The sequence below is a fragment of the Umezawaea sp. genome (assembly GCF_036375055.1).
In the GTDB taxonomy this organism is placed as follows: Bacteria; Actinomycetota; Actinomycetes; order Mycobacteriales; family Pseudonocardiaceae; genus Umezawaea.
The window spans coordinates 1-12,883 of record NZ_DASUSQ010000124.1 but is presented as its reverse complement, the minus strand read 5'-3'; the positions used below and the strand labels follow the sequence as shown (position 1 = coordinate 12,883).

The 12,883-nt window shown below is 70.7% G+C and carries 9 protein-coding genes; 1 reads left to right on the top strand and 8 read right to left on the bottom strand.

All coding sequences use genetic code 11. From position 1 onward, the window contains the following. Positions 1-433 precede the first annotated feature (433 nt). The 7 genes from secA to VFZ92_RS30760 all read right to left on the bottom strand — a co-directional run bounded on the left by secA (position 434) and on the right by VFZ92_RS30760 (position 10,810). Positions 434-3,292 (bottom strand): preprotein translocase subunit SecA, encoded by a 2,859-nt coding sequence (gene secA / locus VFZ92_RS30790; protein WP_330879578.1) that lies wholly within the window; start codon positions 3,290-3,292, stop codon positions 434-436. 279 nt (positions 3,293-3,571) lie between these two features. After that, on the bottom strand, positions 3,572-4,258 hold the full coding sequence (gene hpf, locus VFZ92_RS30785) for a ribosome hibernation-promoting factor, HPF/YfiA family (RefSeq protein ID WP_330879577.1): 687 nt from the start codon (positions 4,256-4,258) through the stop codon (positions 3,572-3,574). A 576-nt stretch (positions 4,259-4,834) separates the two neighbouring features. After that, positions 4,835-5,497, bottom strand: a complete 663-nt coding sequence (locus tag VFZ92_RS30780) for a hypothetical protein (protein WP_330879576.1) — start codon at positions 5,495-5,497, stop codon at positions 4,835-4,837. A gap of 37 nt (positions 5,498-5,534) precedes the next feature. Further along, positions 5,535-7,286, bottom strand: coding sequence for an LpqB family beta-propeller domain-containing protein (locus VFZ92_RS30775; RefSeq protein WP_330879575.1), 1,752 nt, complete (start codon positions 7,284-7,286; stop codon positions 5,535-5,537). Continuing rightward, positions 7,283-9,196 carry an MtrAB system histidine kinase MtrB gene (gene mtrB / locus VFZ92_RS30770; protein ID WP_330879574.1) on the bottom strand — a complete coding sequence of 638 codons (1,914 nt, stop codon included), beginning with the start codon at positions 9,194-9,196 and terminating at the stop codon, positions 7,283-7,285. Before mtrB ends, VFZ92_RS30775 begins: the two co-directional genes overlap by 4 nt. Before the next feature lie 19 nt (positions 9,197-9,215). Continuing rightward, positions 9,216-9,893 (bottom strand): MtrAB system response regulator MtrA, encoded by a 678-nt coding sequence (gene mtrA, locus VFZ92_RS30765; protein ID WP_259627158.1) that lies wholly within the window; start codon positions 9,891-9,893, stop codon positions 9,216-9,218. 272 nt (positions 9,894-10,165) lie between these two features. Beyond that, on the bottom strand, positions 10,166-10,810 hold the full coding sequence (locus tag VFZ92_RS30760) for a dTMP kinase (protein WP_330879573.1): 645 nt from the start codon (positions 10,808-10,810) through the stop codon (positions 10,166-10,168). Positions 10,811-10,971: 161 nt separating this feature from the next. On the opposite strand from VFZ92_RS30760, the gene VFZ92_RS30755 reads away from it, so the two are divergent. Further along, positions 10,972-11,958, top strand: a complete 987-nt coding sequence (locus tag VFZ92_RS30755; RefSeq protein WP_330879572.1) for a hypothetical protein — start codon at positions 10,972-10,974, stop codon at positions 11,956-11,958. Between the two features lie 132 nt (positions 11,959-12,090). Here VFZ92_RS30755 and VFZ92_RS30750 read toward each other — a convergent pair. Continuing rightward, the coding region (locus VFZ92_RS30750) for an adenosylhomocysteinase (RefSeq protein ID WP_330879571.1) at positions 12,091-12,883 on the bottom strand (793 nt) is incomplete at its 5' end.

The window sequence follows — 12,883 nt, the reverse complement described above, 5'->3', positions numbered from 1 at the left end:
TGATCCGGGGGCGTGGGCCCCCCTCCACCACCCCGGTCGCGCGATCGTCTCGTACGGTTTCCGGAGTTTGTCAAGGCGGAAAAGATGCCTTGACAAACTCCGGAAACCGCGAGGGCGCTGTGGGACCGGGGCGGCGGAGGGTTGGGGTGGTTGAGGGCTCCGGGTTGGGTGGTGGGGCTGGTGGGGAAGGGATGCTTGGCGGTTGTGGGTGGGGTTCGTTGCCGCGGTGGAAAAGGTGGTCCAGTGTCGTTGCCGCGGTGGAGGGAGGGTCGGGCTCCGCCCTTGGTCTCAGCCCCGGTTACCAGGGCTTGAGCACTCGACCTCGCAGCTCAAGCGCCTCGGCCTCCAGTTCGAACCACGGGCCCCCACCATTCACAGCGAGAGGGCCGTCCCCATCGGGAACGGCCCTCTCGCTGACTCGCTCTTGAAAGCCCTACCTGCGCGGGCCCTTCCTGGCCGACTTGGCCTGGGCCCTGGCGGCCGCGCGGCGTTCCTTTCGGGTGCCCGCCGTGTCGTCGCCCGCCTCGGCGTCGCGCGCCTCGGCCTCTCCGTCCTCATTGGGCCCGGAGTAGCTCAGGCGCTGCCTGCCCGGCTCGTCCAGCCCCTTGCCGCGCAGCGCCGGGGGGATCGCGGAGCCGGCCGAGAGCTGTGCCAGCGCCGGGCCCGCCGGTGCCTCCGGAGCGGGGGCGGGGGCCTCGCTGGCCGCTGCGGCGCGCGCGCGGGCTCGGCTGCCGGTCAGCGGGCCGGCGCCGTTGCTCAGCGACACCGGGATGGGCGGTGCGGCTACCGGTTCCGGTTCTGCCGCCTCCACCTGGAGGTTGAACAGGAAGCCGACCATCTCCTCCTTCAAGGCGTCCAACATCCTGTTGAACATCTCGAAGCCCTCGCGCTGGTACTCGATCAGCGGGTCGCGCTGGGCCATCGCCCGGAGGCCGATGCCCTCCTTGAGGTAGTCCATCTCGTACAGGTGCTCGCGCCACTTGCGGTCCAACACGGACAGCAGCACGCGGCGCTCCAGCTCGCGCATGGCACCCGGCCCGACGCGCGAGTCGATGTCGGCCTCGCGAGCCTGGTAGGCCTCCAGCGCGTCCTTCTGCAACGTCTCCCGCAGGGACTCGCGGGTGATGTCGTCGTCGCCCTCGACGAGCTGCTTCCAGTCGAGCTTGATCGGGTACAGCGTCTTCAACGCCGTCCACAGCTGCTCGAAGTCCCAGTCCTCCGAGTAGCCGTCGGCGGTCGCGCCGTCGACGTACTCCTCGATCACGCTGGTGATCATGTGCTCGACCTGCTCGCGCAGGTCCTCGCCGTCGAGCACGCGGTGGCGCTCGGCGTAGATGACCTTGCGCTGGAGGTTCATCACCTCGTCGTACTTGAGGACGTTCTTGCGGATCTCGAAGTTCTGCTGCTCGACCTGGGTCTGAGCGCTGCGGATGGCCCTGGTGACCATCTTGTGCTCGATCGGCACGTCGTCCGGCACCTTGAGCCGCGTCATCACGGTCTCGACCATGGCGGCGTTGAAGCGCCGCATCAGCTCGTCCTTCAAGGACAGGTAGAACCGGGACTCGCCGGGGTCGCCCTGGCGGCCGGAACGACCGCGGAGCTGGTTGTCGATGCGGCGCGACTCGTGGCGCTCGGTGCCGAGCACGTACAGGCCACCGGCCTCGCGGACCTCCTCGGCCTCGGCCTTGACGTCGCGCGTGACCTCCTCGATCAGCTTCGACCAGGCGGCCTCGTACTCCTCCGGGGCCTCGACCGGGTCGAGGCCGCGCTCGCGCAGCTCGTGGTCGGCGATGATGTCCGGGTTGCCGCCGAGCACGATGTCGGTGCCTCGACCGGCCATGTTCGTCGCGACGGTGACGGCGCCCTTGCGGCCCGCCTTCGCGATGATGAGCGCTTCCCGGTCGTGGTGCTTCGCGTTCAGCACCTCGTGCGGGATGCCGCGGCGGACCAGCAGCTTCGACAGGTACTCGGAGCGCTCGACGCTCGTCGTGCCGATCAGGACCGGCTGGCCCTTCTCGTGGCGCTCGGCGATGTCGTCCGCGACGGCCTCGAACTTCGCCTCCTCCGTCTTGTAGACGAGGTCGGGCTGGTCGTCGCGGCGCGCGGGGCGGTTCGTCGGGATCGGCACCACGCCGAGCTTGTAGGTCTGGTGGAACTCGGCCGCCTCGGTCTCGGCGGTACCGGTCATGCCGCCCAGCTTCTTGTACAGGCGGAAGTAGTTCTGGAGCGTGATCGTGGCGAGGGTCTGGTTCTCCGCCTTGATCTCCACGCGCTCCTTGGCCTCGATGGCCTGGTGCATGCCCTCGTTGTACCGCCGACCGGCCAGGACGCGGCCGGTGAACTCGTCGACGATCATGACCTCACCGTTGCGGACGATGTAGTCCTTGTCCTTGGTGAAGAGCTCCTTGGCCTTGAGCGCGTTGTTCAGGTAGCCGACCAGCGGCGTGTTCGCGGCCTCGTAGAGGTTCTCGATGCCGAGCTGGTCCTCGATGAAGGTCACGCCGACCTCGGAGATGCCGACGGTGCGCTTGCGCTCGTCGACCTCGTAGTGGACGTCCTTCTTCAGCAGCGGCGAGAGCCGGGCGAACTCCTGGTACCAGCGCGACGACTGGTCCGCGGGGCCGGAGATGATCAGCGGCGTGCGCGCCTCGTCGATGAGGATCGAGTCGACCTCGTCGACCAGGCCGAAGTAGTGGCCGCGCTGCACGCACTCGTCCAGGCTCCACGCCATGTTGTCGCGCAGGTAGTCGAAGCCGAACTCGTTGTTCGTGCCGTAGGTGATGTCCGCGTTGTACGCCACGCGGCGCTGCTCCGGCGTCAGCTCCGACAGGATCACGCCGACGGTGAGGCCGAGGAAGCGGTGGACACGACCCATCCACTCCGCGTCGCGCTTGGCGAGGTAGTCGTTGGTCGTGATCACGTGCACGCCCTCGCCCGCCAGGGCGTTGAGGTACGTCGGCAGCACCGAGGTCAGGGTCTTGCCCTCACCCGTGCGCATCTCGGCGATCTGCCCGAGGTGCAGCGCCGCACCACCCATGAGCTGCACGTCGAAGGGCCGCTGGCCCAGCGTGCGCTTCGCACCTTCGCGGACGACGGCGAACGCCTCAGGAAGCAGCTCGTCGAGGGACTCCCCGTCGGCGTAGCGCCTGCGGAACTCGTTCGTCTTCTCCCGGAGTTCCGCATCCGTGAGGTCTACGACTTCGTCTTCCAGGTTGTTGATGTGCGCTGCGATGTTGCGCAGGCGCTTGAGCATCTTGCCCTCGCCAGCGCGGAGCAGTCGGGACAGCACCATCCGGGTCGACCTCATTACCTCATCGCGACGCGCCCGTTCAGGGCGCCTTCCACCAGGCTCGAGAAGCCCGCTCTAGCCGACATCGTAGGCAAGAGCGAGACCTGTGTGCACCGACACAGGCAGGAACCGGTCCAGAACTCGCTGTGACAGGTCCCCGGATGCGCCGCGCACGACGGTACAACGGTCGAGGGTGCGCTTTGGTGCCGCGAAAACGCCGAGATCCCCCGAAGCGGGTGCTCCGGGGGATCTCGGTCGAAGGTCGATGGGCGGTCGAACCGGTCAGGCGAGCCGGATCACGCCGTAGTCGAACCCCTTCCGCCGGTAGACGACACTGGGCCTGCCGCAGTCGGAATCCGCGAACAGGAAGAAGTCGTGGCCGACCAGCTCCATCTCGTAGAGGGCCTGGTCGACGGTCATCGGCTTGGCCGGGTGCTCTTTCTCGCGGACGATCCGGCCGGGGAGGTTGTCCTCGACGTCGTCCCAGCGCTGCTGAGCAGGAACTTCGGCCACACCCGCGTAGTCGTCCGAGGGGTCGGGGGCGTCGAGCAGAGCTGTCTGCCCGAGCCGCGCGCGCTGCGCGGACCCGTTCGTGTCGGTGGGGGTGACGACGGCCCCGAGGCCACTGGTCGCTTCCGCGACGGATGTCGGGCCGCGTCGCCCGTGGTGTACGCGCCTTCTGTCATGGGATCGGCGCAGGCTGTTCTCCAACTTGCTGACCGCCGAGTCGAGCGCGGCGTAGAAGTCGCCTGCGCAGGCTTCGGCGCGGACGACCGGTCCGCGACCCTTGCCGGTGATCTCGACCCGTTGGCAGTTCTTCGCCTGCCTGCGGTTCGGCTCGTGGAAGAGTTCCACGTCAAAGCGGATGACCTTGCGGTCGTAGCGCTCAAGCCGGGCCAGCTTCTCCGTCACGTGCACCCTGTAGTGATCGGGCACCTCGACGTTGCGGCCCTTAACGACGATGTCCATACACGACCTCCCTCGCTTTGCTGCGAGCTGTGGCTTGGATCAGTGCGGCACCGGAAACGCGAACATTAGTCGCGGATTGTCGCTGAGGGTCGTCCTCAACAAGTCTTCCGGCGCCAGGGTCATGGGCTTTTCGCCTCCTTCCCCACCGGGCCGGGAACGCTGATAGCGCAGCACGTTAGCCCGGTATTCATCTCAGCGACAGCCCCCGGGGCGGGGGAACTCGGAGAAAAACGCCCTGTCACGCTCCGCGACCGAAACTGGCCACTGGCCGTGCCACCGGGGGCACGGCCGGCAGCGCGCGGCGCCGCGGACTCACCCGGATGGCGCAGCGCGCGCCGCAGACCACTCGGCTGAGTCACCGCCGTGTTCCGGCTCCGGATGGACGTCATGTCCGGCCAACGGCCGACGTGGGCGCCAGGTTCCCGGCCGAGCGGAATAGATCCGATCCATTGTCGATGTTTATCCGGCGTCACTCTTGCGGGTGGTTTGAACTACCTGATCTTGGAGTGGATCTTCGTAGCCCGGGGTGAACGGGATTCACCGCACCCGCGCCGCTACCCGCCCCGGTCGAGCGGGTCAACCCGGTGGTGACCACCACCGGTGGGCGGCGGCGGACGTGAGGGCGAGGACGGCGTTCACCCCGACCCCGGCGGTGCGCAGGACGCGGGCGCACTCCGCCGCGGTGGCCCCGGTCGTCACCACGTCGTCGAGGAGGACCACGCCGGTGCCCGGCGGGGGCAGCGCGCCGGTCAGGCGGACGCGGCCCGCGAGGTTCGCGCGGCGGGCCGCGGCGGAGAGGCCCGCGGAGTCGCGCGTGCCGGGGGTGAGGACGAGCGCGGGGGCCACGGCCACCGGGACACCGGCGCTCGCGGCCGCCGCTCGGGCCAGGCGGAGCACGTGGGGTCCGCCCCGGCTGCGGCTGGCCGAGCGGCGGGACGGGGCCGGGACCAGCCACCAGGTGCCGTCGGCGTCGGGACGGGCCTCGGGGACGGAGCGCAGGGCCCGGCCGAGCAGGGCGCCCAGGCTCGTGGCGAGGTCGCGGCGGCCCCGCTCCTTGAAGGCGAGGACCAGGTCGCGGGGAGCGCCCCGGTAGTCGGCCAGCGCGTAGGCGGGGCGGCCGGGCAGGTGCGCGCGGGTCGGGGCGCCGAACTCCGCCAGGCAGGCGGGGCAGCACGCCCCTGGGCCGCCGCACCCCGCGCAGCGGGGTGGGAGGACGAGGTCCAGGAGTTGGGTGAGCACGGGGTCGAGGGTGCTCCCGGACACCGACAGTTCCCGGTCAGCCGGGGTAGAAGACGTACCCGGTGGACTCGGGCTTGACCTGGTTGCCGCGCCAGACGTCGCCGACCTCGCTGGCGCTCCACAGGCCGGAGCGGTCCAGGGCCAGGATGGGGCGGCCGGGCGCGGCGGCGATCGAGGTGATGGGCACGGTGAGGTTCGAGGTGTTGTAGCGCTCGATCTTCAGGCCGTCGATGTTGAGCCGGACCACCGGGCTGTTGGGCAGCGAGGTGCCCGCGACCAGCACGTCCTGGGCCAGCCAGTCGACGGTCTTGACGACGCCGTCCAGCGAGGTCGGCTGGGGCCTCGGGATGCGCAGGGCGATCGAGGAGTCCTCGCCGCGGACGACCGCGACGACGAAGAGCCTGCCGCTCACGACGACGGCGGCCCTCGTGCCGTCCCTGGAGAGCCGCAGCTCCTCGATGTGGCCGAAGCCGGTCAGCTCGGTGGCGTTGACGGAGTTGGCGCTCAGCGCGCCGCCCTCGCCGCGGACCACGCGGACCACGTTGGTGCCGTCGGCGACCGTCCACACCTCGGTGCCGGGCTGGCCGACGGTGTTGCCGGGCATCCACGTGGGTCTGGTGAGGCTGGCCGCGGGCAGCTCGACCTCGCGCAGCGCCTCCTCGGCCGGACCCACGCGGAGGCGGACGGCGTTCGGGCCGGTGCGGCTCACGACGGCGAGCTGCGACCCGTCGAGCGACTGGGCACCGCTGACGACGTTGTACTCCCCCGTGCCCGCGGGGCCCTTGACCTGGGCGTCCTCCGGCAGCGACAGGAGCTTGCCGCCGGTGGCGACCATGCCGCGCTCCTCGGCCGTCGGGGTGATCAGCGCTTCGCCGGACTGCACGTCGGCGGGCCGCCAGTCCGGCTTCTCCGTGGAGATGACGTCGCCGTCGAGCAGCACGCGCACCCGGCTGCTGGTGACCCCCGCCAGGGACCGCACGACCTGCGCGACGATCTTCTTGCGGACCGCGGGGCTCGGGTCGCCCAGTCTGGTGAGGTCGACCTCCAGCGCGCCGTCGTTGGCCTCGGCGGTGTTCTTGTTGATGCCCGCGTCCGGGCCGAGTTCGCTGAACAGCGCGCCGCGCATCGCGCTCGACGGGCCCTTGACCAGCAGTTCGACCACCCGCTGCGGGATGCCGCTCGCGGGTGGGATGACCACGAACCGGGGGTCCGGCACCAGGACGTTGCGGTCCTTGTCGTAGAAGAACAGGACCACGCGCTGGTAGTTGCGGGTGAAGTCCGCGATGGTGACGAGCACGCCGACCGGGGGCGTCGAGATGCGCCACTGCCCGTCGACCTGCTGGACCCGCACGGGCTCGTTCAGGTCACCGCCCTGCTGCACGAACGAGCTGTCCGCCAGCTCCAGCCGCCCCACGTTGCGGCCCAGCAGCTGGACCGTGCGCTCCTTGGCGTCCGCGGGCAGGTCGGCGTCGCCGGTGCTCGGCACGGTGTTGAAGGCGTTGTCGATGATCGTCGGCGTGCCCTTGGTGTTCCACGACTTCCGCGCGTCCGGCGTGAGGTACGCCTTCGCGGCGGCGTAGTCGACCTCGGGGTTGGCCGACGCCAGGATGAACTCGCGGACGATCTGGAGCGCGTCCAGGTCCTTCTGGGGCTCCGGGGCCTCGACGGACGTCTGGCGCGCCGCGGACGGGCCCAGCGGCTTCGGGTAGGTCTGCGTCGGGATGGCCGCGCAGCCCGCCAGCGGGAGCAGCGCCACCAGCAGGGCCAGCACTCGCGAGCGCCGTTTCACCGCGCCTCCTCGCGCTCGGAGGGCTCGGTCGCGTCGAGTCCGCCGACGGGGTGGGCGGACCGCCGGACGGGCTCGTCCACCGCCTTCTCCGAGTCCCAGGTGATCTTGACGGGTTCCTTCTCCGAGTCCCACGCGAGCTTCGGCGGCTCGACGTCCGACGGCTCCTGGACGGCGGGCTGCTCGTCCGGCTCGATGTCGCCGACCGGCTGCGCGGGCTGCCAGGTGATCTCGGACTCGGTCAGCTCCACCTGCTCCGGCGCGTCGTCCGCGTCCGACCCGACGACGTGCTCCGGCGCGTCGACCGGGCGCAGCGGCAGGGGGCTGCTGGTGATCTCGCGGCCGTGCGTGCACGGCAGGGTGAGGCGGAACAGGGCGCCGTGGCCGCGCTCGCCCCACGCCTCCAGCCAACCGCCGTGCAGGCGGGCGTCCTCCAGGCTGATGGACAGGCCGAGGCCGGTGCCGCCGGTGCGGCGGTTGCGGGACGGGTCGGCGCGCCAGAAGCGGTTGAACACCAGCTCGGCCTCGCCCGCGCGCAGGCCGACGCCGTGGTCCCGGACGGTGATCGCCACCGCGTTGCCGTCGCTGCGGACCGTCAGCTCGACCGGCAGGCCCTCGCCGTGGTCGACGGCGTTCGCGAGGAGGTTGCGGAGGATCCGCTCGACGCGCCGGGAGTCGAGCTCGGCCGTCACGTCGTGGTCCGGCATGTCCATGACGATCGTCGTGCCGTTGCCCTTGGCGATGGCCCGCACGGCGTCGTGGGCGCGGCGGGCGAGCACCCGGACGTCGACCGGGTCGGCGGCCAGCTCCTCGACGCCCGCGTCGAGCTTGCTGATCTCCAGCAGGTCGCCGAGCAGCGACTCGAACCGGTCCAGCTCGTCCACCAGCAGCTCGGTCGAGCGGGCCAGGCCGCCGGGGAACTGCTCGCGCGAGGCGTGCAGCACGTCGGCGGCCATCCGGACCGTGGTCAGCGGGGTGCGCAGCTCGTGCGACACGTCCGAGGTGAAGCGGCGCTGGAGCTGGCCGAAGTCCTCCAGCTGCTGGATCTGCTCCTGGATGCTCTCGGCCATCTCGTTGTAGGACTGGGCGAGCCTCGCGACGTCGTCCTCGCCGACCACGGCCATCCGCTCGTCCAGGCTGCCGTCGGCGAACCGCTCGGCGACCTCGGCGGCGTGCCGGACCGGGCGGACGACCTGCCGGGTGACGAGGTTCGCGATCACCGCGAGCAGCAGGAGCAGGACGAGCCCGCCGACGATGAGGGTGTTCTGCACGACCTCGGCCGTGGCCTGCTCGCTGGTCAGCGGGAACAGCAGGTAGAGCTGCATCGCGCGGGCCGACGTGCTGACCGGGACGCCGACGACGAGCAGCGTGGTGGGGCCCGCCTCGCGCTCCACGGTGGTGATCTGGCTGCCCGAGAAGCCGCTCTGGACCATCTTGGCGAGGCCCTCGGGCACCTCCCAGTACGGTCCGACGGAGTTCGGCTGGCCGTCGACGCCCATGTTGCCCGCGTCGTCGAAGACGGGCTCGAACGCGCCGGCCCCGGAACTCGCGACGTCCTGGCCGGAGCTGGCGGTGTTGAGCTTGTTCACGGCGCTGAGGAAGCGCGTGCGCACGGTGTCCGGGCCGGGGTTGAGGCCGAGGAGGTCCGGCTGCACCGCGGCGGCGCTGGCCTTCGTCTGCTGGATCGCGGCGTTGGTCTTGGTCTCCAGCAGCTGGTTGGTGATCTGCATCTGGAGCACCATTCCCAGCACGAAGACGACGGCCGAGGACAGCGCGAGGGTGCTGACCACCACCCGCAGCTGCAACGACCGCCGCCACAGCTCGCCGAACGCGAGCCACCGCCTGCGCGCCTGCTCCGCCACCCGCCGCCCGTTGCGGACGGCGGGGAGGAGCAGCCGCGTGAGCCACGTCATCCCCGGCTCCCCCCGGACATCACGGAGGACCGGCCTTGTACCCGACGCCGCGGACGGTCAGCACGACCTCCGGGTGCTCCGGGTCCCGCTCGACCTTGGACCGCAGGCGCTGGACGTGCACGTTCACCAGCCGGGTGTCGGCCGCGTGCCGGTAGCCCCAGACCTGCTCCAGCAGGACCTCCCTGGTGAACACCTGGCGCGGCTTGCGCGCCAGCGCCACCAGCAGGTCGAACTCCAGCGGCGTGAGCTGGATCGGCTTGCCCTCCCGCAGCACCTCGTGCCCTGGGACGTCGATGCTCAGGTCGCCGATCGCCAGCGTCTCCGCCGGCTCGTTCTCGGTCCGCCGCAGCCGCGCCCTGATCCGCGCGACCAGCTCCTTCGGCTTGAACGGCTTGACCACGTAGTCGTCGGCGCCGGACTCCAGGCCCAGCACCACGTCCACGGTGTCGCTCTTCGCCGTCAGCATGACGATCGGGACGCCCGACTCCGAGCGGATCGCCTTGCACACGTCGATGCCGTTCATGCCGGGCAGCATCAGGTCCAGCAGGACCAGGTCGGGCTTGAGTTCGCGCAGCGCGGGCAGGGCCCTCGCCCCGTCGGCCACCACCGCGGTGTCGAAGCCCTCACCCCTCAGCACGATGGTCAGCATCTCCGCCAACGCGGGGTCGTCGTCCACCACCAGCACACGTGCCTTCATGCCCGACATCGTTGCACTGACGGTCGGCCGTTCGCGCACCGCCCAGCGATCATCGCTGCTGGTCGTCGCGCGGGTTCGATCCGTAACCATCTGGTGCCGTCGTTCCACCAGGCCACCTCGCCCTGTTAGCGCCGCTGAGCGGTTGTCTCGGACTAATACGCGGCACGCTCACTATTCGTTACCGAAGGTCCCGAACCGTTCGCGAAAACCCACTCTTACGGTCTAGAAGGCCGGGGTCAACGCTGGCCTGGCAGGTGAACACCGCGTGACGATCAGGGACCGAACAGGCGATCCACGACAGGGGTGATCGTCACGTCCGCCGACCCGTCGAGCACCTCCCACGGCCCGAGCCAGCCGTCGGCGGCCAGGTCGTCGTAGACCGCGGCGCAGCGCTGCTGGAGCCCGTCGTCGGACTCGTAGAGGTCGCGGGCGCGGTCGGCGTCGGACGCCTCGCGCCGGGCCGCGCGGTCCGCCGCGACCGCCGTCGGCACCCTCAGCAGCAGCTGGAGGTCCGGGACCGGCAGCCCGAACCGGTCGACCTCCAGCGCGCGCACCCACTCCACGAACTCGCCCCGAGCGCCCTGGCCCAGCCGGGCGGCGCCGTACGCGGCGTTCGACGCGACGTACCGGTCCAGCAGCACCACGTCGTACTGGTCCAGGTCGGCCCTGATCCGGTCGGCGGCGCCCCGCCGGTCCAGCGCGTAGAGCACGGACATGCCGTGCACGGAGTCGGTGAGGTCGCCGAGCCTGCCGTGCAGCGCGTCGCGCACCAGCTCGGCGTGCACGTCCTCCTCGTAGCGGGGGAACGCGCCCGTCACCACCTTCGCGCCGCGCTCGGCCAGCTCCGCGGTCAGCGCACCCGCCAGGGTCCGCTTGCCCGCACCGTCAAGTCCCTCGATAACCACGAGCTTTCCCACCTGCCCACCCTAGTTGTGCGGCGGTCCGTCACCGCCGGACGCAGGCGAACGCCGTAACCGTCCCAAGCCTGTAACCCACATGGGTGAAACAGGATCTTCCGGTCACCAGATCGAGTGACTACGGTGAACCAACACTTCGGCGTGCGGAAGGTGGTGCCGCGGTGACCGCGGACTTCGGGCACGCCGGTCCGGCTGACGAGCCGACCGGCCTCCCGACCGGAGAGGTGCCCGCCTCACTTGCCGAAACGCTCCGCTACGGGCCGTTCCACCGGGCCCTGCGCGACGCCATCGCCCACCGGGGGCTCTCCCTGGCCCGGCTGCGGGCGCACATCGAGCAGCTCGGCGTGCAGGTGGGCCAATCGACGCTCAGCTACTGGCAACGGGGTCTCCGTCACCCGGAAGTGCCCAGGGCGATCCCGACCGTGCGGGCGTTGGAGGTCGTCCTGAAGCTGCCGACCGACTCGCTGACCGCGCTGATCGGCCCCCGCCACCCACCGCACGTCCGCCCGACGCCCTCGGCGTTCGCCGAACTCGCGTCGGCCTGGGCGGACACCGTGCCGCTGCCGTCGGAGTTCGACGCCATCCCCGAGTCGTCGAGGTCGAACGCGGGGCTGGAGGTGCTGTGCGTGCACGACGCCGTGCTGGTCGGCGGCAGGCACGAGCAGCGCGCCGTGACGACCCGGCTGGTGGTCAGGGCGCTGCGCGCCGGACCCGACCGCTACCTGGCCGTGCACCAGGGCGACGAGGGCAGCCACATCGAGAGCGCCGCCATCCGTCCGGGTGAGGGTTGTCGGCAGGGGCGGCTGCGCAGGCAGGCCGCGTCGCGCGGGCTGGCGGTGGAACTGCTGTTCGACCGGCGGCTCGCCGAGGGCGAGGAGCACGTCTTCAGCTACACCGTCGTGGACGACACCGGCGGCCCCACGCCCGGCCACCACCGCACGTTCCGCGACCCGTGCCGCAGCTACCTCGTGCAGCTGGGCTTCCACCGCCGGGCGCTGCCCGCCCGGTGCACCAAGCAGTTCCGCAGCGGACCGACGGCGACGCCGGTCGACGTGGAGGAACTGGTGTGCGGGCTCGGTGGGGTGGTGAGCGCCTACTTCAGCGACGTGGGCCCCGGCACGGCGGGTGTCTCCGTCGAGTGGAGCTGACGCACGGCCGCTCCTCCGGGGACGGCGCGAGCGGGCAGTTCGGCCCCGACGTCGTTCGAGTCGGGCGGAGACCTCGTCACCACCCGACTCGAACGACCTGCCGACGCGGCCCCGCGGGGGCCCGCGGTCGGCTCAGTACCTGTAGTGGTCCGACTTGTACGGGCCCGCGACGTCGACACCGAGGTAGGACGCCTGGTCGGTGGTCAGCTCGGTGAGGTTGACGCCCAGCGACCCGAGGTGGAGGCGCGCCACCTCCTCGTCGAGGTGCTTGGGCAGCACGTAGACACCCACCGGGTAGTCCTCCGGCTTGGTGAAGATCTCGATCTGGGCGAGGACCTGGTTGGTGAACGAGTTGGACATGACGAACGACGGGTGGCCGGTCGCGTTGCCGAGGTTCATCAGCCGGCCCTCGGAGAGCACGATGATCGAGTGCTCCGGCCGGTCTCCCTCGGCCGGGAAGGTCCAGACGTCGACCTGCGGCTTGACGTTCTTGCGGGTCGCGACGCCCTCGGCCTCGAGGCCGGCCATGTCGATCTCGTTGTCGAAGTGGCCGATGTTGCCCAGGATCGCCTGGTGCTTCATCTTCGACATCTGCTCGACGGTGACGACGTCCTTGTTGCCGGTCGCGGTGATCACGATGTCGGCGATGTCGAGGACGTTGTCGAGGGTGTCGACCTGGTAGCCGTCCATCGCGGCCTGGAGCGCGCAGATGGGGTCGATCTCGGTGATGATGACGCGGGCGCCCTGGCCCCTCAGCGACTCAGCGCAACCCTTGCCGACGTCGCCGTAGCCACAGACGACCGCGACCTTGCCGCCGATGAGCACGTCGGTCGCGCGGTTGATGCCGTCGATCAGGGAGTGGCGGCAGCCGTACTTGTTGTCGAACTTCGACTTGGTGACCGAGTCGTTGACGTTGATGGCCGGG